The following is a 21,039-nucleotide window of genomic DNA, read 5'->3' as shown; positions in this document are numbered from 1 at the left end:
ACGGAATTCCGTATTCGGTATGGATACTCCCGGCAGGTGACCAGGTCAAGAGGGCCGCTGGCCTTGCCGAAAGCCGCGCAGATTGCGTGGACTACCGGTATCCGGTACTGTCTCCTGTGTGCAGTATGAATGGGACAATGGCAAAGCCGCTGAGAACCTTCGCAAGCACGGCGTGGACTTTGCGGATGCGATTGCTGCCCTCGAAGATGCGAACCGTTTGGAAGAAGTCGACACCCGGTTCGTATACGAAGAGGAGCGAGTTCAGGTCATCGGAATGGCTCGTAGCAACGTCCTGTTTGTGATCACACTGCGTGGCGAAGATAGCTGCAGAATTATATCGGCCCGAAAGCCACACGACATGAACAAGACCGGTACTACGCGGGTGACCACGAAGCCTGGTAGCACATCGCCTCGGAGCGATACCGATTGGACGCGACTCGATGCCGTGACCGATGAGGAAGTCGTGGCCGCTGCACTGTCCGATCCCGACGCCCAGCCGCTCACGCCAGAGCAACTGTCCGGGATGCGCCGGGTGTCGCGCGTAAAGGTGCTTCGACAACGCCTCGGCATGACGCAGATGCAATTTGCTGAGGCCTTCCACCTTCCGATCACCACGCTGCGCGATTGGGAGCAGCGTCGAAGCACGCCGGATGCACCGGCCCGGGCGCTGTTGTTGGCAATCGAACGTGACCCGGAGGTCATGCGCCGGTTGCTGGCAGAAGGAATAGCGTAGAAGGGGTGGCGCAGGTCCGAACCGCTCCTTCCGGTAGTTGCGCTCGGACTTAGAGCACCTCCACATCGAACGTGCCGATCGCTTCCGCGTCCGCCACCGCGTCCACCGCCGATATCCGCTCGCCGCTGATGGTCAGCCGCAGCACGATGCGCATTTCGCCGCCGAGGACGACGGCGACCCCGAGCGCACCATCGACCAGCGCAGGCCTTGCGGCCTGGGCACGGCCCTTGAAGGTTTCGGCCACCGCCGCAGCACCGCGGATTTCCGGCAGCGAACCCAGCCGCTGGGCGGCCTGGTCGGCACGGAACACCACGTCAGGATCCAGCACCGCGAGCAGCCCTTCGAAGTCACCGCCGCGCGAGGCCGCCAGGAATGCATCGACGATCTGTTTCTGCCGGCTGAAATCGGCGTCCGGCGCGGGCGGGGTGCCCTGCACCCGGCGGCGGGCGCGGCTGGCGAGTTGCCTCGCTGCGGCGGGCGTGCGGCCGACGATCGGCGCGATCTCCTCAAAGGGAACGGCGAACATGTCGTGCAGCACGAAGGCCAGCCGTTCGGCCGGCGCCAGCGTCTCCAGCACCACGAGCAGCGCCGCGCCGACGGAATCGGCCATATCAGCATCGCCCTCGTGTTCGTCGTGGGCGATGGGTTCCGCCACATCCGGGCCCATCGGTTCCTCGCGCCGCGATTTGCGCGACCGCAGCATGTCGAGGCAGACGCGGGCGACCACCGTGGTGAGCCAGCCGCCGAGGTTTTCGACCGCACCGGTATCGGTACGGCCAAGGCGCAACCAGGTCTCCTGCACGGCATCGTCGACCTCGGCGGTCGATCCCAGCATGCGGTAGGCCACCGCCCTCAGATGGGCCCGGTTGGCCTCGAATTTCTCAGCCAGAAACTTTTTCTCGTCCATCGGTCACATTCCCATGTCGTGTCTCGTCATGGCTATGACGAACGAAACCCCGCCGGTGTGACAGAAAATCGGCGCGGTCACGTCAAAACCTAACCAACGGATGGAGAGAGAAATGATGCAGGCTCGAATGAACCACCCAGTCATGGTCGTTCCCGACGCCATGAAGGCGCTGCACTCGCTCGGCGAACTGACCAAGAACAGCTTGCCGGAAAAGCTGCTCGAGCTGGTGCATCTGCGCGCCAGCCAGATCAACGGCTGCAGCGTTTGCGTCGACATGCACCCCAAGATCGCCAAGAAAGCCGGCGAGACCGATGAGCGGCTGTTCGCGGTCGCGGCCTGGCACGACACGCCTTACTTCACGGAAGGCGAGCGGGCCGCATTGGCGCTGACGGAAGCGCTGACCCGCATCAGCGACCGCGCCGATCCGGTGCCGGATGCGATCTGGAATGAGGCCGACAAGCATTTCGACGAGCAGGAGCTTGCAGCGCTGGTCCTGGCGATCGCCAACATCAATGTCTGGAACAGGCTCAACGTCGCCGTGCGCCAGCCCGTGGGTGTCTGGAAGGTCTGAGGGGCGGTTACGCCGGGGGCCGGCCCGGAATCCCCGGACATTGGCCTCAATTCCAGTGCGCCCGCTCGTGCTTAATTTACCTGCGCAAGCTAAAGAACAAGCTTGGCCGATCCCGATCGGCCGGGCTTTTTCGTTTGCCTCAGTCATCCATTCCGGTGCCCGTTATGTCAGAGCCCCGAGCCATGTTGCGACCGTCGATCAGGAAGCGAATCCTTGCCATCGCGGTCGGGCTGATCGTCCTGATGGCGATCACATCGGTTTTGTCGACAGTGATGACGCGAAAGGTCGCCCATCAGCTCGACGAACTCTCAACCAAATATGTCGAGGCCTACGGACATCTGGCGCGGATGAATGTCCGCTCGCTGGAGCAGGCGCTGGCGTTGCGCCGCATGGTGATCGCCCGGATGCAGACGCCGCCGGATGAGGCCGGCTTTGCCGAGCGCCAGAAGACCTATGAGGCGAAAGGACAGGATATTGACGAGGAGGCGAAGGCCGCGCGCAAGCTGATCAACGCTATCATCGAAGATACCTCCACGGCTTCCGACAACGCCGGACTTGGCCGGATCGACACTCGCATCGAAAATGCCAACGGCGATCTGCGCCGCTACATGCGGGAGGAATATCTGCGCCTGCTGCCGCTGCTGGAGGCACGCAAATTCACCGAGGCCCAGGCCATCGTGGCACGGGCCGATCAGCTGCGCGACGAGTTCAATCAGAAGGTCGAGGACATCAGGAAGGACATGCTGACGCAAGTTCGCAGCGATGCCGTGGTGACGATGCGCGACCAGCAAAAGACGATCGTGATCTCCGCGATCCTGACCGGGCTTGCAGCTATACTGGGATTGATGTTCGCGATCTTCATCAGCACCGGGATTACCCGGCCCGTGCGGCGGTTGCTGGAGGGCACCCGCGCCGTCGAGGCCGGCCGTCTCGATGGATCGATCGATGTCACCACGCGCGACGAGATCGGCCAGCTCACGTCCGCGTTCAACAACATGGTCGAACAATTGCGCCACAAGGAGAAGATGCGCGAAACCTTCGGCCGCTATATCGACCCGCGCGTTGTCGCGGGGTTGATCGACCGGCAGGCGCAGACCGCAACCGACGGCGAGCGCCGCGTGATGACGGTGCTGTTCTGCGACATGAAGGGATTCACCAGCCTCAGCACGGGCATGACGCCGCAGGGGCTGGTCAAGGTGATGAACCATTATCTGTCGACGATGTCGGGGCCGATCCGCAACCATCACGGCATCATCGATAAATATATCGGCGACGCGATCATGGCCTATTGGGGTCCACCATTCAACGAAGACGGCGAACAGGCGCGGCTTGCCTGCCTCGCCGCGATCGATATGGCCCGCCGCGGTACGGCGTTGCGGACGGAGCTTCCCGAATTGCTCGGTGTGCGCACGGTGCCGAGCGACTGCGACGTCCGTATCGGCGTTGCGACCGGCGAGGTGCTGGTCGGCAGTATCGGTTCGGAATTCATGATGAGCTACACGGTCATGGGCGACGCGGTGAATCTGGCGTCGCGGCTGGAGGGCGCCAACAAGGCCTATGGCAGCCATTGCCTGGTCTCGGCGCCGACCATCGCAGCAGCCGGTGACGGATTGGCGTTTCGCGAGATCGACCGCCTGGTCGTGGTCGGCCAGAGCCAGCCGGAGACGGTGTTCGAGATCATCGGGCGCGAGGACGAACTCACGCCAGAGCAGGTGTCGCTGCTGGACAGCTATTCGAAAGGGCTCGCCGCCTATCGCGAGCGCCGTTGGGACGACGCGCGCCACGCCTTCAGCGCCGGGCTCGAAGCGGTCCCCGCCGACGGTCCGTCCGGGGTATTCATCAAACGCATCGGTGAACTTCAGGCCAGCCCGCCGGCCGCCGATTGGGACGGCGGATGGCGTCTCGATGAAAAGTGATCAACTGGCAGCGCTCACGCCGCCAGGAACTCCATCACAGCCTCGGAGTATTCCTGCGGCGCCTGATCGAAGATCCAGTGGCGGGCGCCGGGGATCACGGCGGTTTTGGCGCCCGGAATATGCTGCGCCAGCACGCGCCAGATCTGCGCCAGCGAGCCCTGGGTGTCGCCGCCGCCGATCAGCAAGGTCGGCATCCCAATCGATTCCGCTTCGCTGCGTGAAAACGGCCGGCGCCTCTCGCCGACCTGGCCGATCAGCGTGAACGCATTGTCGCGGAGCTGCTGTTTGGGCGCAGCCGGCAGCCGCTTCCAGGTGCCCTCGCCATCGATCATGTCGACGATCAGGTCAAGCGCGCCGTCGATATCGCCGCTTTTGACTTTCTCCACCGCGGCCGGAATCCGCGCCGCAATCGCCGACGAACCGGGACCCGCACCGGCTGAACTAAGCGTGGCGTCGAGGTCGCCACCGGGCTCGGCCAGCACCAGCTTGCACAATAGATCCGGCCGCTGCTCGGCGACGCGAAAGGCGATATGTCCGCCGCGGGAATGTCCCATCAGGTCAACGGGACCGAGTTTCAGTTGCTCGATGAAGCCGATGACGTCGGAGACGTGCTGCGCCATCAGATAGTCGCTGCCGACGCCGTCCCAGTGCTCCGGGAAGAAGTGCCGCAGGCTGAGCGAGATCACGCGGTGTTTTTTCGACAGCGGCCCGAGCACCGGATACCAGGTGCGGAAATCGCCGAGCGTGCCGTGGACGCAGACGAGCGGCCGGCCCTTTCCGACGTCGAGATAGGCGATGTCATAGCCGTTGACGGGAAGCGTCTGCATGGGATCAAGCCTCTGCCAGGAACGCGAGCACGATCTCGCAATATTTCTGTGGCGCCTGTTCGAACATCGGATGCGTGGTGCGGGGGATCATCTCGGTGCGCGACCCCGCAACGTTCGCGGCGAGCGCGCGCAGCACCAGCGGAATCGCGCCCCGGGTGTTGGCGCCGCCGATGAACATCGTCGGCGTCTTGATCGCTTCGGCATCCGCCCTGGAGAAGGGCGGGCGCGCGTCGCGCATCTGGCCGATCAGCGTGGTGGCGTTGTCGCGCAGCAATTGCTTTGGCGTTGCCGGCAGGCGCTTCCAGGCGCCGGGGCCTTCCAGCGCGTCGATGAAGATGGCAAGCCCGCCATCGATATCCCCCCTGGCGATGACTTCCGCGGAGGCCGCAATCCGGGCCGCGATTGGGGAGGGGCCGGGCTTGTAGGCGGGATCGAGCGAGGCGTCGAGTTCGCCGCCGGGCTCGGCCAGGATCAGTTTGCGCAACAGGTCCGGCCGGCGCTGGGCGACGCGAAACGCGATGTGCCCGCCGCGGGAGTGGCCCATCAGATCGACCGGTCCGAGGTTCAGTTGCTCGATGAAGCCGATCACGTCATCGACATGCTGCGCGATCGAATAGGTATCGCCGATTCCGTCCCAATGATCCGGGAAGAAGTGCCGCAACGACGGCGCGATCACGCGGTGTTTTTTCGACAGCAGCCCCATCACCGACGACCAGATCCGGAAGTCGCACAGCGAGCCGTGCACGCACACCAGCGGCGGGCCCTCACCGGCCTCGAGATAGGCCATGTCGAAGCCGTTGACGGGGAGGGTCTGCATACGGGGCTCGGTGTGCGGGGCGGGGCCATTGAATGGCGCGGTGAATATCCCACATCATCGGAAGTTGTTTATGCCGTCAAGTTCCCTCAGGTTTCGGGTGGATAGCAACAATCTCCAAGCCTAGATTTGGGACCAGCATCAAGCTCAAACTATCGGAGCGAGAGGATCTGGAGCGAGATCATGACCGAACAGCAATTTGCGATATTCGACACCCCGATCGGCCGCTGCGGCATCGTGTGGGGCGAGCGCGGCATTGTGTCGGTGCAACTGCCGATGGGCGACGAGAAGAAGACCCGCACCCGCCTGCAGCAGCGCCATGGCGACATCGACGAGGCGCAGCCGCCAGCCAAGGTGCAGTCCGCCATCGAGGGGATTGTCGAGCTGTTGGCCGGCAAGCCGAACGACCTGGCGGATGTCGTGCTCGATCTCGACGGCGTGCCCGAATTCAACCGCGGCGTCTACGACATCGCGCGCACCATTCCGCCAGGCAAGACCATGACCTATGGCGATATCGCGAAAAAGCTCGGCGGCGTCGAACTGTCGCGCGACGTCGGCCAGGCGCTCGGCCGCAACCCCTGTCCGATCGTGGTGCCCTGTCACCGCGTGCTGGCGGCGGGCAACAAGCCGGGCGGCTTTTCCGCCAATGGCGGCGTGGTGACAAAACTCAAAATGCTGGCGATCGAAGGCGCTGTCGTGAACCACACGCCAAACCTGTTCGATTGAGAATCGCTGTTAGCGTCGCTCTTGGGCAGTGCCCGGTGCTCGGGGTGACTCGGGGGCCACGCCGAAAGTTGCTGCGTACAGCGACCTCAATTAAGGCGCTGCTTTGCGTGCTTCTCCATCCATGCAATCGCCAATGGTGGATCAGTCCTCAGCTTGCCTATGAGGTTTCTAATCTCCTCAATTCCATCCTTCTGGTAGACGGTTTCGATTGTCTCTGCTCCGGCATAGGGCCATTCAGGATAGGAGCCGGCGCTGACGTACTGCCCGATCATTGAGGACAACGGCTGATTGTCGCGGGCCATGTGGACCTGCATCCAGGCAGCGAGAGCTTCGTTAACGGGCTTCGCGGCATTCCATTGCTCCAGAAAATTCGGTCCGGGAGGCGGCTTCCCATTGCTCATGGGCGCGGTCTCCAGGAACGCATGGAAGTGTTCGTGGACGAGAATGCTGCGAAGAAACAGTCGGGCGACGTTCTGTTTTTGGTGCTTCGTGAGCGTAGCACGAAAATCGTCGAGCGCATTGCCGCAAAGCAGAACGCGGTCGGTGTTTGGTAACATCAGTTCGCTGCGTAAGCCCCATTCCAGCATCCTGGCTTGCAAGTCTGCGTCAACCTTTGCAACCTTGGCTGGAGCAAAAATGCCGTAGGTCGGCACGTCGCTCGCGATGAAGCGATCGACCCGGATTCGACCGCTGAGAATGGCTCTTGCCCGGGCCCATGCAACGTTTAGCAATTCGATGAAACCACTGATCGGACCGTTGAGCTTGGCATCTTTGCCACCCTCCATGTCGTAAGATTCGGTTTCCGAGGCGGTTAGGTTGTTGCGCAGGCCCAGGGCCTCTATTCGCCGCCATGCCGGCATTGGAATGGTATAGCCGACCTGAACGGTTTCATCCCCGGCCTCTCGGATTCGCTGTTTCAACACCGTAGTTATTGCACCGAAGAAGACGTCTGCGAATGCGAAGAATTTTTGCTCCGGCTCAACACCCGGCAAATCGAGGTTCAGCAACTCTGCGTGAGCGGAGCGCCATCCCACGCCTGCGTCCAGCTCGCGCAAGATAAAATCGATCGTTGTTGCAAACTGCCCCTTTAGCGCGTGGATTATTGCGTCGGCGATGTGGACGGCAGACTGGAAACGGCTGGGTAGGGCTGGAGGTTCGAGGCGATCCGTACAGCCGACCAAAACCGGCTCTATGAACCTCCATAGTTTAAGAAGGGCGTTGCGGAACGCAACGCCGCTGGCATCCAGATATTGGAACGAAAACTTCAACCCCATTGGCTCGAGTTCGGCTTGCCAATCCATCCAGATTTCGGAACTCCACAGATAGCTTTTTAGATTCGTACTGCTTCTCGCGGTGTCCGCAGCCAGGGCCGCCTCGACGACAGACGCTGCGGCGTCATGAAGGGACAGGATCTCGTTGAGTTTGTTGCGATTGCCAGGGCTCACCCAGGCGGGTTGAAGCCAGGAGCGCGGGTGTCCCTCGGAAATCCGGCGCAAGGCCTCAAATGAGGTGCTGTTCAGTCCAGCGTGTTGCGCGATTGCGACACCCGCGTCCGAGCCATCCCAGAAGGTGTTCACGTGGAAGGCAACTGTGATGCTGCCGATGATGCTCGACCAATCAAGCAGGGCTTTCTGGCGCTGATGGTCGAGAGGTTCATAGTCGACAGTTTGTGTCGCTCGGATACTGCGGACCGTGTATTCGTCCACAAGCAATGTCGGTACCGGATAATATCGCGCCGCTGTGGTCTGTTCGATGAAATCGACGGCGAAGGAGGTGTCCGCCGTGATTTCGTGACAGACATTGATTGAGGTTCCCGGCAAAAGGGGCAGAACGGCAACGGGTATTTTAGCTGCACCGGTAAGCGGGACGTCGCGGTCGCTTCGCGACGGAAGGTCCGTGGATGGGTTTTTCAGCCAATCGAGATCCAGAAACGTGAAGTTTAGCGAAGCCAGTTGCGGAGGCAAAGGGGGCGGTGGCTCGATCCAATAAGTTGGCCGTATGAAGCCTTCCCCCCGGTCGCCTTGAAGCGAGATGGCTTCCACAATTTCGTCCTGAACAGGCCGCGAAACGCTCGAGTCGTTGGACCAAAACAGCTGGAACGCGTCTGCGCGAGCCATCAAGGCGCGGATCGCGGGACGCCAGGCTTGTCCTGCAATCAAAGCGTCCTTGTCGATTACCGTGTAGATGCCGAGGCCGGAATACACGCTGGCGCAGGCCTTGACGACATCCAAGTTCGTTCGGGCGTATGACGCGAAAACAGTCTTGAACGGCCCGCAAACACTTGTTTTTGATTCACTATTGCCTGGCCGCGGGTCGGAGGTTGGACGAACGAGGATCGACAGTGGTACCCGCGCAATGGGAAGGCCCCTGACCGCGACTTCGACCTCGCCGAGGATTGGCCCCGACGTTGCACGGCCTGGACGAATCCGAAACTCGTGGCTCTCAATGTCCTCGTACCAATTGATTGTTGCGGCGGGTGGATTGATAACGAAGTCTTCGATCCGAGGCGTGAGTGTGAGGGTGGTACCGCGTGGGAAACGGCTTGACCCAGGCATGGACGGACTAAGCACCTCGGCCCCCTTGAGCCGGCCCAGACCCAGAGCGCGACTGCGAGCCTCGTCTCCCAGCGCCGACAGATGTACATACACCAACAAGGAGGCCCAATTGTCCTGGGCGAGCTCGCCTGGATAGGCTGCGGTGAAACTGACATCCTCCGCTGGGGCCACGGACGGTGTTGCCTGCATCGCGGTATCGAGGTTGGTTTGGGCTTGAGCCGCAGCCGCGACGTCGGACCGCATCTCCTCGCCGATATCGCCAATTGCCTTGCCCAGTTCGGACACGGAAGTCACTCCGGAAACACTGCCGAGTCCCCCGATCACACGCCGGATCAGTTCTTCACCTGGTTCACTCGGATCGATGAGAATGGCGTCGATTGGGACTCGTCGCTTCCTGAGTTCGGCGGCCGCGGACTCGGCTGCGTCGACGCTTGATAAGCCGTCCGAAATCAATAGTACCCGGATAAGGGGTTGGTCGGGATGAGCATCCACGTGGCGGCTCACAGCGGTAAGCGCTGCCGCAATATCCGTGCCGCCCCCGGCTTTGACGGTCGCGAGCGTCGCTTCTATTTTGCTGTTTTGAGACGATAGGCCTTCGTAGATTAGTTCGGCTTCATCTCTGAAGACGAAGATCGCGGTTTCGGTCGCCTGACCCAATCCTCGCATGTGAAGAATAAGCGATTCTTTTGCGGCATCAATCTTCACGGTGCTCTTGCTTTGCCGCGTGCGGGCCGCGAACTCGCTGGTGCTGCTGAATGGATCCGCCATCGAACCAGATGCGTCGAGAAGTATGAGCCACATGTCCGTCGCCCTCGCTGTGAAATCAGCTTCAAAGCTCCTATCCGATTACGACGAACATGATAACCGCTCCACTCGCACAACGCGACGAATATTTGTCTTACAACTCTCTTTTCATCTCCGCCTCCGGAGGAGCCGGATCTCCGCGTCGCGGCAACCGACCTGATGAACAACAGGGTCGAGGGGCAGATTGGTTCTGGATTCTTTGCCATCAACACAATTTGAAGAAGCCTATCCACGAAGTTTTGGTAGGTTTGATCGACAACCGCTGACTGCTGACGATCGGATTGTCCAAACAGCGTGGCGCCACAAAGTATGGCTGACCTGATCACAGGATTAATCGGCGCGCTGTTCGAAGAGTTGTTTGCCGCTACTGGCAGGAGGCTGCTCGGTCCGTTTGGATGGCGGCGCCCTCCCGACATCATGTGTGTCTTTACCGGCTTGTTGTTCTGGATCGTAGCCGGGGTGCTCGCGTACGCCATGCTGTACCGGTGAAGCGAAAGCAGGCTAAGATCAAAGCGACGCGATGCTGGCTCTTTGAGATCCTGGTCTACCGCCCCTTGAAATTCGGCGGCCGCTTCTCGTTGAACGCCAGCACGCCTTCGCGGCGGTCCTCGGTCGGCACCATCCGGTTATAGGCCTCGATCTCGAGCGAGAGGCCGTCGCGCAGCGATGACTGCAGGCCGCGGTGGATCGCAAGCTTTGCTTGACGGACCGAGATCGGCGCGTTGCGGGCAATGTGCGACGCGGTCGCCAGCGCTTCCGGCAATAGATCGGCTTGCGGAAACACTTCGTTCACAAGCCCCCAGTCGCGCGCCTGCGCTGCCGTAAACGGCTTGCCGGTCAATATCAATTCCTTGGCGCGGCGCTCGCCGACCGCGCGGGGCAGGGTTTGCGTGCCGCCGCCGCCGGGCATGATGCCGAGCGTGACCTCCGTGAGCGCAAAGCGCGCGGTCTCGGCCGCGTAGAGGAAATCACAACAACCCGCGATCTCGCAGCCGCCACCATAGGCCGCGCCATTGACGGCGCCGATGATCGGGACCGGGCAGTCGATCAGCGCCCGCACCATCCGCTCGAAGATCACGTGCTGGTGTCCATTGCTCGTCGGTCATGCCGCGGCGCTCTTTCAGGTCGCCGCCCGCACAAAAGGCCTTGTCGCCGGAGCCGGTCAGGACGATGCAGCGCAGATTGGCCGGATCGAGCGCGACATCCTCGAAACAGCGCACGAGATCGCGGCCCATCTGGGTGTTGAGCGCATTGGAGGCGTCCGGCCGGTTCAGCCGTACGATCGTCACGTGCTCGTCCACTCGCTCCAGCGCGAGGGTTTCGAAGGCGGGTGTTTCGATGGGCGCGGTCATATCGCCTCGCAGGTAAACCCGTTGCCGGCGCGGCGGATTTTCCCCACGGACGGTGAGGGGAAATGCGCGGTGCAGCACAGCGTGTCGGTGTCGCAATAGCGTTCGAGGAAACTGCGGCGCGTGACGCCCGCCTGCGCCTGGTCGACGTCGAACTTGACCGACATTTCCGGATAGCGCGTCTGCAGCGGCGAGTGCATCAGATCGCCCGAGAATACCGCATCGTCCTTGCCGCGGCCGAAGGTGAAGGCGAGATGGCCGGGGGTGTGTCCCGGCGTCGGCAGCAGGCGGGCGTGGTCGCCGATCGCAAAATCGTCGCGCACGATTTCAGACTGTCTGGCTTCGACCACCGGCAACACGCTGTCGCCGAACGGCGGCACGGGTGTTTTTGAATTTGTCTCGGTCCAGTAGTCGAACTCGGCCTTGCCGAACACGTAACGCGCCTTCGGGAAGGTCGGCACCCAGCGGCCGTTTTCCAGCCGCGTGTTCCAGCCGACATGGTCGACATGCAGATGCGTGCACATGACATAATCGATATCGCCGACTGAAAAACCCGCCGCAGCGAGCGCGAGCGCGTACGTGTCGTCGGTCTTCATGTTCCATTTCGGACGCAGCGGCCTCGGCTTGTCGTTGCCGATGCAGCTGTCGATCAGGATGGTGTGGTGCGGTGTCTTCACGATGTAGGACTGGAAACACAGGATCAGCACGTCTTCGGCGTCGAGTGCGCCGGCCTTCTGCATCCAGCCCCGGTTTTCCGCCAGCACTTCCGGCGTCAGTCCCGGCAGCATCTCCAGCGCCGGCACGAAAGTGGTTTCCTGCTCGATGATGCGGTGGATGGTGAGATCGCCGACGGTGAATTTCAGGCTCATGGCTTTTCCTTGTTCTTGCTGTCGCGAACGGCGGGAAGGATGTAGTTCGCCATCATGTCGAGCGCCCCGTTGCCCTGGCCCGGTTGCCAGTAAAGCCCGGAAGTCGTCATCACCACAAGATCGCGGTCGGGCACGATGAAAAGCCGCTGGCCGCCGAGGCCCATCGCGGCAATCCACTTCACTTCCGTCTCCAGCGCGATCGAGCGTCCCATCCACCATTGCTGGCCGTAGAAAAACAGCCCGCTGAAATAGCCGATCGCCTGAAAGCGTGGCCGGACCGATTGCTCGATCCATCCCGGCGAGACGATTGTCTTGCCATCCCAGGCGCCGCGATTGAGCACGAGCTGTCCGATCCTGGCGGCATCGCGCGGCCGCATCCGCAGGCCGACGGCGGAGGCGACTTTCCCGTTCTTGGGATAATTCTTCCATTCCAAATCGGTAATGCCGATCGGCCCAAACAGTGCCTCGCGCGCGAACGCTTGCAGCGGCTTGCCGGCAACGCGCTCGAGGATGTTGCCGAGCAGATCGGTCCCGCCGCCATTATAGGTCCACACATTGTCGGGCGGCTTTACGATCGGCTTCGACAGGATGTAGCGGATCGGGTCGGCCTCGCTGCTCAAATGCGGTTCGTCGTTCTTGGGATCATTCCAGGCGCGGTTCTCGTCCCACTGCATGCCGGACGACATTGTGAGCAGATGACGGAGCGTGACGTGGTCCCAGCCCGGCGATTTCAGGTCAGAATATTCCGGATAGAATTTGACGACGGGCTCGTCCGCGCTCGCGATCAGCTTGCGGTCGATCGCGATGCCGACCAAAAGCGAGATCACGCTCTTCGAGGCCGAGCGCATGTCGTGCCTGGTCGTAGCGTCGAACGCGTGCTGGCCGCCGCCCTGGCCCCAGGGCTCGTCATAGCCCGCGAAATATTGTTCGAACACGAGCTTACCGTGGCGGACGATGACCACGGCATGGACGTTGGCCTGAGTTTCCTTCAGGCGCGCCGCGATGGTGCAGAGCCGCGCGCCATCGAGGCCGACGCTTTCGGGGGAGGCGATGGTCCAGCCATCGTCGAGGGCTGTGGGTTCCGCAAGCCATGCCGGTCTGTCCCCGCGCAGTCACGGACGCCGACAGCAGGAGCGCGGCGGCGATGCCGAGGCGCCGCAATTTCCTGCCGCCCTCACGCATGCCGCCGTCTCCATTGTTACGCCGGCGGGGGAGCCGAGATTTTCACCGACGGCCGTTCCAGCATTTTCTGATGGAACGCATCGAGCTTCGGAAACGCCTTGCGCCAGCCGCAATCGGCGAAGCGGAAATCGGCATAGCCGAGCACGCAGACGAGGCCGATCTGCACGATGTCGAACGGCCGTGACAATACGTCGGGCTTGTTCTCGAACCGCGCCATGCCGGTCCAGGCCCGGTTCCAGTGGTCGTCCGACCAAGCCTTCCACCGCAATTCCTGCGGACGCACCATGCCCTCGTAGCGGCACAGCAGCATGGCATCGAGCATGCCCTGCAGCAGGGAATGATCCGACTTGACCTGCCAGCGCGTCGGGCCGGAGGCCGGGATCAGTTTGTTGCCGCCGGCGAGTTCGTCGAGATATTCGACGATGACGTAGGAATCCAGGATGACGTCGCCGTTATCGAGGATCAGCACCGGCAGCTTCTTCAGCGGCGTGATCTTCGAATATTCCTCGTTGGCTGTGCCGGGCGCCACCGTCGCCGAAATGAATTCGATCTTGTCGATCAGCCCGGTCTCGATCGCGGCGATGCGGACCTTGCGGGCGAATGGCGAGGCGGGAGAGAAGCTGAGTTTCATTCTATTTTCCTTGCGATGACTCTTTCCTCTGTCATTGCGAGGGAGCGAAGCGACGAAGCAATCCATTCTTGCTTTGTGGCTATGGATTGCTTCGCTTCGCTCGCAATGACGTGGTCGGCGCCGGAGGGCGACGCCACCGGCCTCACGCCTCGATGACTTGCTGCCGCTGTTCGCCGAGGCCCTCGATGCCGAGGGTGACGACGTCGCCGACATTGAGGAATTGCGGCGGCTTCATGCCGGCGCCGACGCCGGGGGGCGTGCCTGTCGTGATGATGTCGCCGGGCAGCAGCGTGAGGAAGGTCGAGACATAGGCGATGCACTTCGCCATGGTGAAGATCATGGTCGAGGTCGAGCCGGTCTGGCAGCGCTTGCCGTTGACGTCGAGCCACATCGACAGCTTCTGCACGTCGGCGATTTCATCCTTGGTCACCAGCCACGGGCCGACCGGGCCGAACGTGTCGTGCGACTTGCCCTTGGTCCATTGGCCGCCGCGCTCCTGCTGGAAGTAGCGCTCGGAGACGTCGTTGCAGACGCAGTAGCCGGCGACGTGGTTGAGCGCGTCGGCCTCGCTGACATATTTGGCGCGGGTGCCGATGATGGCGGCGATCTCGACTTCCCAGTCGAGCTTCTTGGACTCGCGCGGCTTCTCGATCGCGTCGTTCGGACCGCTCAGCGAGGTGTTGGCCTTCAGGAAGAAGATCGGCTCGGGCGGAATTGGATTGCCGGTTTCCTTGGCGTGATCGACATAGTTGAGGCCGATCGCGACGAATTTCGAGATGCCGGTGACCGGCGCACCGAAGCGCGGCTTGCCGTCGACGGCGGGAAGTTTTGAGGGGTCCAGCGCGGCAAGCTTGGCTAGCGAAGCGGGCGCATAGGCCTCGCCGTTGAGATCTTTCACATGCGCGGAAAGATCGCGCAGCTGGCCGGATTTATCGATCAGGCCGGGCTTTTCCTGGCCAAGCGCGCCGTAACGAACAAGCTTCATTGTACTGCTCCCTCAGGGGTTTATTTACTTGGAATGCTTCATGGAACAGCGGGCGGGGAAATTCAACTGCGGAAGCGTCCCGCATTGCAGGTCTCTTAATTCGTAGGGTGGGTGGAGCGCAGCGATACCCACCAGCTTTCCTGCCTCCTGAGGCGGTGGGTATCGCTTCGCTCCACCCACCCTACTATCCCGGCTCACCCCAGCGCGATGAACTTGAAGGCGTCCCCCTCGCGCTTGATATGGCCGGCATTGAAATGCCCGCCGATCACCAGCGTCGGCGTGTCGGCAAAGCGCCCGAACAGCTCGCGCCGCGTCTCCGCCGACTGCTTCTGATCGGAATCCGCCGTCGACGACCAGTCGAGATGGGCCATCTGGCAGGGATGATGGGCGACGTCGCCGGTGAGCAGCCCCTCCTGGCCGTCCGACCTGATGTGGATGCTCATATGGCCCGGGCTGTGGCCGGGCGTCGGGATCAGGGTGATCTCGTCCGAAAGCCTGGCGTCGCTGGCCACGAGGTCGGCCTTGCCGGCATCCGCGATCGGTTTGACGGAATCGCCGAAGACCGCCTTTTTGTCGGGCTCGTCGCTGTGGTCGCGCCAGTGCTCGAACTCGGTCTTGCCGAACACGTAGCGGGCGTTGGCAAAGGTCGGCACCCACTGGCCGCCGACCAGCCGGGTGTTCCAGCCGACATGGTCGACATGCAGGTGGGTGCAAAGCACCGTGTCGATGCTGTCAGGCGCAAAGCCCGCCGCGGTCAATCTGTCGAGAAACGGGTCCTGGCGGTTGTTCCAGGTCGGTACGTTGCGGCCCTGCTTGTCGTTTCCCAATCCGGTGTCGACGATGATCCGCCGCGATGGCGTCTCCACCAGCAGCGAATGGATCGACATTTTGAGGCGGCCCTCTTCGTTGGCGAAATGCGGGATCAGCCAGGGCAGCTTCTGGATCTCTTCGTTGGTCGCGAGCGGCAGGATGAAGCGGGTGCTGCCGACGGTCTCGAGCTCGACGACCTTGGTGATTTTGACCTTGCCTATCGTCCAGTGCATCCGACGCTTCCTCCCTGGTTTCGTTTCTTGCTTACCTCACCCCGCTTGCGGGGAGAGGTCGGCGCGTCTTCGCGGCGGGTGAGGGGGTACCGGTCCACCAACTTGCACAAGCTTCGTGGAGAGAGCCCCTCACCCCAACCCTCTAAGAGCGAGCTTCGCTCGTCTCGACCCCGCGAAGAGCGGGGCGAGGGAGTTAGCTACCGCGCGCAATGGACGATGACCGTACCGAGCTTGTCGCCCTTTTCCACCGCCAGATGCGCCTGCGCGGTATCTGGGAGCGCAAACTCCCCGGCCACATTGTGAATACGCTTGCCCGCCGTGAGCCATTTTGTGATGTCGGCCTGCGCTGCGGCCAGCAGCGGCGGCGGCAGCGCGAACAGCACCAGTGCGCGCAACGCGATGCACTTCTCCATCAGGTCTCGCATCGGCACCAGCGGCGTGCGGTTGCCGTTGGTGGCGTAGACCGCGATGGTCGAGTTCATTGCCATCAATTTCAGGGTGATGGCGATGTTGCCGCCGAAATCGACATCGACCACGCGGTCGACGCCGCGCTGCCCGGTAAAGGCCAGCACCTTGGCGATGACGTCGTCATTGCGGTAGTTGATGACGAGATCGGCGCCGGCCAGCCGCGCCTGTTCGGCCTTCGCTTCCGAACTGACGGTCGCGATCACTTTTGCGCCGCCCCATTTGGCAAACTGCACCGCATAATGGCCGACCGCGCCGGCGCCGCCGGTGACCAGCACGGTTTTTCCCGTGATCGGACCATCGCAGAACAGACAGCACCACGCCGTCATGCCGGGAATCCCGAGCGTGGCGCCGGCGGCGTAGGAAAGACTGTCCGGCAGCGGCGTCACCAGATGCTCGGCAAGCGCGATGTATTCCGCCGCCGTGCCGAAGGCGCGGCCGTTGCGCTGGCCGTTGAACAGCCAGACGCGCTGGCCGACCCTCAATTGCGTGACGTCTTCGCCGACCTGGTCGACGATCCCGGCGCCATCGCTGTTGGGGATCACGCGCGGATATTCCATCGCGCGATAGCTGCCGCTGCGGCGGCCGACATCGGCGGGATTGACGCCGGACGCCTTCAGCCGCACCCGGACTTCGCCCGGGCCGGCCTCTGGTGTCGGCATCTCGCCATAGGTCAGCACCTCGGGCGCGGGGCCCGTTCGATCGTACCAGACCGCTTTCATCCAGCGCCCCTTACACTACAGCGTGCCCGGGAACGCACCGCCGTCGAGCAGGATGTTCTGGCCGGTGATGAAGCCGGCCTTGGCGCTGCACAGGAACGCGCAGGCCTCGCCGAATTCCTCGGGGGTGCCGAAGCGCCCGGCGGGATTGAGCTTGGCACGCTCCGCCAGCACCTGCTCGACGTCGATCTTGCGCTTCTCGGCTTCGCCCTTGGCGGTGCCGCGCAGGCGGTCGGTGTCGAAGGGACCCGGCAACAGGCCGTTGATGGTGACGTTGTTGATCACGGTCTTGCGCGAGATACCGGCGATAAAGCCGGTGAGCCCGGCGCGGGCGCCGTTGGAAAGGCCCAATATGTCGATCGGCGATTTCACCGCGGCGGAGGTGATGTTGACGATGCGGCCGAACTTGCGCGCCATCATGCCGTCCACGGTGGCCTTGATCAGTTCGATCGGGGTCAGCATGTTGGCGTCGACAGCCTTGATCCAGTCATCGCGGGTCCAGTTGCGGAAATCGCCGGGCGGCGGGCCGCCGGCGTTGTTGATCAAAATGTCCGGATCGGGACAGGCTTTGAGCACGTCCGCGCGTCCCTGGGGCGTGGTGATGTCGCCGGCGACTTCCGTCACCGTGACGCCGGGATGCGCTTTGCGGATTTCATCGGCGGTCTTTTTCAGCGCCTCGGCGCCGCGCGCCGTCAAGGTGACGTGCACGCCTTCATTGGCCAGTTGCATCGCGCAGGCTCGTCCCAAACCCTTGCTGGAGGCACATACGATGGCGCGGCGGCCTTTGATCCCAAGATCCACTGTCTCACTCCCGTTATGTCAGGTGATTTTCTAGATTTCGATAGCGACACTGTAGCCAATCGCGACGGCCATGATAAGTGGCTCGTCGCTGCGCGAAATGCATATCAGTCGGTCATTGCCTGCTAAATTCGCTGCTCTCGCTTCAGCCGGTCGATGGTCAGCCCGGATGAGCCAACGGGTCGCGCGAATGCACGCCCGATGACAGGCCCCGCGACATCCGGTAATCCTTCTACCTGCAACTGCACACCGGCTGAAAGATGGAACAGAAACAAATGACCCCGTCAGGCCCTGCACGGGAGTCGATTGGGCAACTTCTTTCCCGGTTAGGCGTATTCCTTGTGACCGCAGCTATCGTTGCAGTGGCAATGGAAACCGCTTGGCGCGATTGGACGGTGTTTGCTCTCGGTTGGGCCGCAGCATTTTATGGGCGGAGCGAGATGGTTTCCTTGGGGGACACCAATTCGAAAGGCGTTCTCGATCGGCGTATTTGTGGGGACGTCACTGCCGACGATCGAATGGGTCTACAAACTGTATCACTGATCTCCCGAAACTATGGCTGCGTAGCGAGATGGCGGGTTAAAGAGAACCCGCCCTACGAACTGGCGTTAGCCAGGGGGTGGGGAGTTCGCGCGGGTGTTGCCGACGCATGGTGCTGACCGCGCTCTGATGGTTGGACAAGAAAGCGCCTCCGCCTGGGAGTACCTCCTAATGGCAGGCACCCGATCTACCGTTTGTTCGCGACCATTGGCATGATGCAAGCCTATGCGCCGTGAGGTAGAGACCATGCCCAACGATCGCCTCGTGCAACCACCGCCAATCCTTCACATCCGTAAAATCGGCATCGTCGGAACCGCAATCCTGCTGCTCGGGCCTATGGCCGCTTTTACAGCTCTTGGAGCAGGATCGCGCATCTCTGAAGGTTTCGAACCATTCGAGAAATCAGCGAGTGAGCGTGTCGCTCAGGCGTTCGAAGACGTCAGGGACATCGCATCCATCTCTGACGAGCTGAAGACTGCGCTGGCGTCGCTGAGCCAGAGCGTTCAGAGCGCACAGAAGCCGCCGGTCAAGGCTGAAGGCAATGATTGACCTGATCTGACTTCAGAGCTTCTACGATGAGAGGCAGCAAGATTATCGCCTCTTGATATACTGGTCGCGGCTTCCGTGATGCGCCTGCAAAAACTCACTTTTGATGATTGGCTGGAACACTCATTTGGACGCGAAGTTCGCCTTCAGCAAGCGCCTTGGTACTTCGATCCGGACCAGGATTGGTGGGATCCGCCACCTATGGAAGCCGTGTCCTATCTCACTCGACTGTTTGAAGATCCCGAGCCGGCATTACAGGGATTTGCTGACAGCCAAATTGCACAGGGCTTAACCTACCTCGTGAATACGAGCGCAAGCGGCGATAACAGATGGCTTTGTTCAACTGATGTGCCGGTCGAAGACCGTGTCCGCTGCGTTAAGTCTGTAGCTTCACTATTTACGAAACTGTTCGAGCCACGGTGCTCTCCCAGTTTATCCCACTTAAGCGAAGCCGCTGCCGGAACGCTAAACTGTGTTTGCTATATGTGGTGGGATACGTTTCCGAGTTTGGCTCTTGCTGGCGATCCGGACCTGCCAACTGTCCAGAATTGCGCGCTGCGTACCATGGAGCGCATCCTTCACCTCGACTCGATCGCCTGTCAGGAGAGCGCTCTGCACGGGCTGGGACACTGGCAGCGAGACCACAACGAGGCGGTGACGCAAATCATAGACCGCTTTTGCGAGGCGCATTCCAGGGCCGACCCCCGGCTTTTGCTCTATGCTCGATCGGCGCGCTGCGGATGCGTGCTGTGACGTTGAGGAGTGATTGTCGCGCCGAAGGCCGAGTGTCGCCATCGTGTTTCAAACACTGTTTCAAACACTCATTTTCATCAAACTGCATCTGAGAGTCTAAAAGCGAACCGACACCTTAAAGCCCGTTGGTAATCTTGATGGTACGCAACTGGGGATGGCGGGACGCATCGTGTTGGAAGTGTTGATTACCAAGCGAAGCTCGACCAAGTGGGAATGGCGGGTCTGTGACCGCTATGGGGCCACGATTATCGGCGGGTTTGAGAGCACCAGACCGGCGGCCAAGTACCGGGGTAATCGGGCGCTATTTCTTGTGTTGTCTACGCGCTGGATAAGGTGATGCTCCGAAGCGGAGGCGGACATCAAAGAGGCCGTCGATAATCTAAAATGCGTCCTCAGTCATCCAACTCCGTAGGGCGGGTTCTCTTTAACCCGTCGCTCCGTGCGAGATGGCGGGTTAAAGAGAACCCGCCCTACGGGAGCTTCTTCAAAGGGAAACGACTGTGTCGGGCGAACGCAATCTTGCAACATTGTTGCAGAACATGAAGCCGGAAATGCACGACGGCGTCTTCGTGTTTTGCAGCATCCCGGCAGACAAGGAGATTCCCGCCACGCTCAGGCCGATGCACCTGTTCCGTGAACGGGAAGGAACCACTCTCGTGATGCGGCGTGAGGAGGCCGAAAGCGCAGGTTTGCCGTATCAGTTCGCATCGCGCCTGATCACGCTGACCGTTCACTCCTCGCTGGAAGCGGTGGGCTTTCTGGCCGCAATCACCGGCCGGCTCGCGGAAGCCGGCATCAGCGTGAATGCCGTGTCGGCTTATTACCATGATCATCTGTTCGTGCCCGAGCACAGAGCCGATGAAGCGCTGCAGCTTCTGCAGGAGATGTCCAAGCCGGATTCGGCTGCGTAGGGCGGATTCTCTTTAACCCGCCATCTCGCAAGGATGGGCAATTCGAACTGCGTCGGCTCGCGCGCAAGCGCAATCACGCGATCCGCGTGCGACAAAACAACCCGTCGGGCAAATCAGTTCTGATTTACGGAAATCTTGTCAAGTAGAAAATTTCCGTAAATCGAAAATATTTCTGTAGTCAGCCGACCCAAATCAGTGCGCATCTATCGCCATCCCGTCCTACTCAGAAGGGCGTCGGCCGTCGTCACGGACGTTGGGCGGGTTGCGGTGGACGCTGGTTTACGCTGAGACGACGGCGTGGATAAGCGTACGGCAAAACCGTGTGGTCCTGGCGCCCGTTGCAGGCGTCAAGTTGCCGGGTAGGCGAGAGCTGAACGGCAGCGACGGAGTCAACC

Annotated in this window: 21 protein-coding genes; 8 read left to right on the top strand and 13 right to left on the bottom strand. The window is 61.6% G+C overall.

Going from position 1 to position 21,039, the window contains the following annotated elements:
- Positions 1–118: 118 nt before the first annotated feature.
- Positions 119–733 carry a BrnT family toxin gene (locus tag JQ558_RS38220; RefSeq protein WP_212296587.1) on the top strand — a complete coding sequence of 205 codons (615 nt, stop codon included), beginning with the start codon at positions 119–121 and terminating at the stop codon, positions 731–733.
- A 49-nt stretch (positions 734–782) separates the two neighbouring features.
- Here the strand turns inward: JQ558_RS38220 and JQ558_RS35415 are convergent, their stop codons facing one another.
- Positions 783–1,640 (bottom strand): sigma-70 family RNA polymerase sigma factor, encoded by an 858-nt coding sequence (locus JQ558_RS35415; protein ID WP_212274596.1) that lies wholly within the window; start codon positions 1,638–1,640, stop codon positions 783–785.
- Between the two features lie 115 nt (positions 1,641–1,755).
- Here JQ558_RS35415 and JQ558_RS35410 point away from each other — a divergent pair, with 115 nt between their 5' ends.
- Together JQ558_RS35410 and JQ558_RS35405 are read left to right on the top strand one after the other, a co-directional pair.
- A complete protein-coding gene (locus JQ558_RS35410; RefSeq protein WP_212274619.1) occupies positions 1,756–2,211 on the top strand; it encodes a carboxymuconolactone decarboxylase family protein in 456 nt (151 codons plus the stop codon).
- Positions 2,212–2,393: 182 nt separating this feature from the next.
- Positions 2,394–4,127 (top strand): adenylate/guanylate cyclase domain-containing protein, encoded by a 1,734-nt coding sequence (locus JQ558_RS35405; RefSeq protein ID WP_212296586.1) that lies wholly within the window; start codon positions 2,394–2,396, stop codon positions 4,125–4,127.
- A gap of 14 nt (positions 4,128–4,141) precedes the next feature.
- Here the strand turns inward: JQ558_RS35405 and JQ558_RS35400 are convergent, their stop codons facing one another.
- Both JQ558_RS35400 and JQ558_RS35395 read right to left on the bottom strand, forming a co-directional pair.
- A complete protein-coding gene (locus JQ558_RS35400) occupies positions 4,142–4,954 on the bottom strand; it encodes an alpha/beta fold hydrolase (protein WP_212296585.1) in 813 nt (270 codons plus the stop codon).
- Positions 4,955–4,958: 4 nt separating this feature from the next.
- The gene (locus tag JQ558_RS35395; protein WP_212296584.1) at positions 4,959–5,771 is read right to left on the bottom strand and encodes an alpha/beta fold hydrolase; all 813 of its coding nucleotides are present in this window, start codon (positions 5,769–5,771) and stop codon (positions 4,959–4,961) included.
- A 180-nt stretch (positions 5,772–5,951) separates the two neighbouring features.
- On the opposite strand from JQ558_RS35395, the gene JQ558_RS35390 reads away from it, so the two are divergent.
- On the top strand, positions 5,952–6,494 hold the full coding sequence (locus JQ558_RS35390; RefSeq protein ID WP_212274592.1) for a methylated-DNA--[protein]-cysteine S-methyltransferase: 543 nt from the start codon (positions 5,952–5,954) through the stop codon (positions 6,492–6,494).
- An 86-nt stretch (positions 6,495–6,580) separates the two neighbouring features.
- Here JQ558_RS35390 and JQ558_RS35385 read toward each other — a convergent pair whose 3' ends face one another.
- Positions 6,581–9,850: a VWA domain-containing protein gene (locus JQ558_RS35385; protein WP_212296583.1), complete on the bottom strand. Its 3,270-nt coding sequence runs from the start codon at positions 9,848–9,850 to the stop codon at positions 6,581–6,583.
- A gap of 312 nt (positions 9,851–10,162) precedes the next feature.
- On the opposite strand from JQ558_RS35385, the gene JQ558_RS35380 reads away from it, so the two are divergent.
- Positions 10,163–10,342, top strand: a complete 180-nt coding sequence (locus tag JQ558_RS35380; RefSeq protein WP_212214045.1) for a hypothetical protein — start codon at positions 10,163–10,165, stop codon at positions 10,340–10,342.
- A gap of 55 nt (positions 10,343–10,397) precedes the next feature.
- On the opposite strand, the gene JQ558_RS35375 is transcribed toward JQ558_RS35380, so the two are convergent.
- From JQ558_RS35375 to JQ558_RS35340, 9 genes are all read right to left on the bottom strand, one after another.
- On the bottom strand, positions 10,398–10,931 hold the full coding sequence (locus JQ558_RS35375) for an enoyl-CoA hydratase-related protein (protein WP_312015069.1): 534 nt from the start codon (positions 10,929–10,931) through the stop codon (positions 10,398–10,400).
- Entirely contained in the window at positions 10,822–11,205 is a 384-nt protein-coding gene (locus JQ558_RS38035; protein ID WP_283814207.1) for an enoyl-CoA hydratase-related protein, read from the bottom strand. Before JQ558_RS38035 ends, JQ558_RS35375 begins: the two co-directional genes overlap by 110 nt.
- On the bottom strand, positions 11,202–12,071 hold the full coding sequence (locus JQ558_RS35370) for an MBL fold metallo-hydrolase (RefSeq protein ID WP_212214057.1): 870 nt from the start codon (positions 12,069–12,071) through the stop codon (positions 11,202–11,204). The genes JQ558_RS38035 and JQ558_RS35370 overlap by 4 nt, the downstream gene beginning before the upstream one ends.
- The gene (locus JQ558_RS35365; protein ID WP_249142777.1) at positions 12,068–13,183 is read right to left on the bottom strand and encodes a serine hydrolase domain-containing protein; all 1,116 of its coding nucleotides are present in this window, start codon (positions 13,181–13,183) and stop codon (positions 12,068–12,070) included. Before JQ558_RS35365 ends, JQ558_RS35370 begins: the two co-directional genes overlap by 4 nt.
- An 86-nt stretch (positions 13,184–13,269) precedes the next feature.
- On the bottom strand, positions 13,270–13,884 hold the full coding sequence (locus tag JQ558_RS35360; protein WP_212296582.1) for a glutathione S-transferase family protein: 615 nt from the start codon (positions 13,882–13,884) through the stop codon (positions 13,270–13,272).
- A gap of 142 nt (positions 13,885–14,026) precedes the next feature.
- A complete protein-coding gene (locus tag JQ558_RS35355; RefSeq protein WP_212033656.1) occupies positions 14,027–14,869 on the bottom strand; it encodes a fumarylacetoacetate hydrolase family protein in 843 nt (280 codons plus the stop codon).
- A gap of 194 nt (positions 14,870–15,063) precedes the next feature.
- The gene (locus tag JQ558_RS35350) at positions 15,064–15,912 is read right to left on the bottom strand and encodes an MBL fold metallo-hydrolase (RefSeq protein ID WP_212296581.1); all 849 of its coding nucleotides are present in this window, start codon (positions 15,910–15,912) and stop codon (positions 15,064–15,066) included.
- 197 nt (positions 15,913–16,109) lie between these two features.
- Positions 16,110–17,099 (bottom strand): NADPH:quinone reductase, encoded by a 990-nt coding sequence (locus tag JQ558_RS35345; protein WP_212296580.1) that lies wholly within the window; start codon positions 17,097–17,099, stop codon positions 16,110–16,112.
- 15 nt (positions 17,100–17,114) lie between these two features.
- Entirely contained in the window at positions 17,115–17,897 is a 783-nt protein-coding gene (locus tag JQ558_RS35340; protein ID WP_212214066.1) for an SDR family oxidoreductase, read from the bottom strand.
- A gap of 783 nt (positions 17,898–18,680) precedes the next feature.
- On the opposite strand from JQ558_RS35340, the gene JQ558_RS35335 reads away from it, so the two are divergent.
- The 3 genes from JQ558_RS35335 (at position 18,681) to JQ558_RS35325 (ending at position 20,644) form a co-directional block, all read left to right on the top strand.
- A complete protein-coding gene (locus tag JQ558_RS35335) occupies positions 18,681–18,983 on the top strand; it encodes a hypothetical protein (protein ID WP_212214068.1) in 303 nt (100 codons plus the stop codon).
- A 78-nt stretch (positions 18,984–19,061) separates the two neighbouring features.
- Positions 19,062–19,733 (top strand): hypothetical protein, encoded by a 672-nt coding sequence (locus tag JQ558_RS35330; protein ID WP_212214076.1) that lies wholly within the window; start codon positions 19,062–19,064, stop codon positions 19,731–19,733.
- Positions 19,734–20,233: 500 nt separating this feature from the next.
- Positions 20,234–20,644 (top strand): ACT domain-containing protein, encoded by a 411-nt coding sequence (locus tag JQ558_RS35325; RefSeq protein WP_212214070.1) that lies wholly within the window; start codon positions 20,234–20,236, stop codon positions 20,642–20,644.
- Positions 20,645–21,039: the final 395 nt, after the last annotated feature.

This window comes from Bradyrhizobium sp. AUGA SZCCT0160, from assembly GCF_018130105.1.
In the GTDB taxonomy this organism is placed as follows: domain Bacteria; phylum Pseudomonadota; class Alphaproteobacteria; order Rhizobiales; family Xanthobacteraceae; genus Bradyrhizobium.
The sequence above is the reverse complement of the archived record's forward strand: the minus strand, read 5'-3'. Positions and strand labels throughout refer to the sequence as shown.

What these genes read in the sequence shown, in the direction of transcription:
- JQ558_RS35415 (WP_212274596.1), bottom strand. Translation starts at nt 1,640, where the DNA reads ATGGACGAGAAAAAGTTTCTGGCTGAGAAATTCGAGGCCAACCGGGCC.
- JQ558_RS35410 (WP_212274619.1), top strand. Translation starts at nt 1,756, where the DNA reads ATGCAGGCTCGAATGAACCACCCAGTCATGGTCGTTCCCGACGCCATG.
- JQ558_RS35405 (WP_212296586.1), top strand. Translation starts at nt 2,394, where the DNA reads ATGTTGCGACCGTCGATCAGGAAGCGAATCCTTGCCATCGCGGTCGGG.
- JQ558_RS35400 (WP_212296585.1), bottom strand. Translation starts at nt 4,954, where the DNA reads ATGCAGACGCTTCCCGTCAACGGCTATGACATCGCCTATCTCGACGTC.
- JQ558_RS35395 (WP_212296584.1), bottom strand. Translation starts at nt 5,771, where the DNA reads ATGCAGACCCTCCCCGTCAACGGCTTCGACATGGCCTATCTCGAGGCC.
- JQ558_RS35390 (WP_212274592.1), top strand. Translation starts at nt 5,952, where the DNA reads ATGACCGAACAGCAATTTGCGATATTCGACACCCCGATCGGCCGCTGC.
- JQ558_RS35385 (WP_212296583.1), bottom strand. Translation starts at nt 9,850, where the DNA reads ATGTGGCTCATACTTCTCGACGCATCTGGTTCGATGGCGGATCCATTC.
- JQ558_RS35380 (WP_212214045.1), top strand. Translation starts at nt 10,163, where the DNA reads ATGGCTGACCTGATCACAGGATTAATCGGCGCGCTGTTCGAAGAGTTG.
- JQ558_RS38035 (WP_283814207.1), bottom strand. Translation starts at nt 11,205, where the DNA reads ATGACCGCGCCCATCGAAACACCCGCCTTCGAAACCCTCGCGCTGGAG.
- JQ558_RS35370 (WP_212214057.1), bottom strand. Translation starts at nt 12,071, where the DNA reads ATGAGCCTGAAATTCACCGTCGGCGATCTCACCATCCACCGCATCATC.
- JQ558_RS35360 (WP_212296582.1), bottom strand. Translation starts at nt 13,884, where the DNA reads ATGAAACTCAGCTTCTCTCCCGCCTCGCCATTCGCCCGCAAGGTCCGC.
- JQ558_RS35355 (WP_212033656.1), bottom strand. Translation starts at nt 14,869, where the DNA reads ATGAAGCTTGTTCGTTACGGCGCGCTTGGCCAGGAAAAGCCCGGCCTG.
- JQ558_RS35350 (WP_212296581.1), bottom strand. Translation starts at nt 15,912, where the DNA reads ATGCACTGGACGATAGGCAAGGTCAAAATCACCAAGGTCGTCGAGCTC.
- JQ558_RS35345 (WP_212296580.1), bottom strand. Translation starts at nt 17,099, where the DNA reads ATGAAAGCGGTCTGGTACGATCGAACGGGCCCCGCGCCCGAGGTGCTG.
- JQ558_RS35335 (WP_212214068.1), top strand. Translation starts at nt 18,681, where the DNA reads ATGCCCAACGATCGCCTCGTGCAACCACCGCCAATCCTTCACATCCGT.
- JQ558_RS35330 (WP_212214076.1), top strand. Translation starts at nt 19,062, where the DNA reads ATGCGCCTGCAAAAACTCACTTTTGATGATTGGCTGGAACACTCATTT.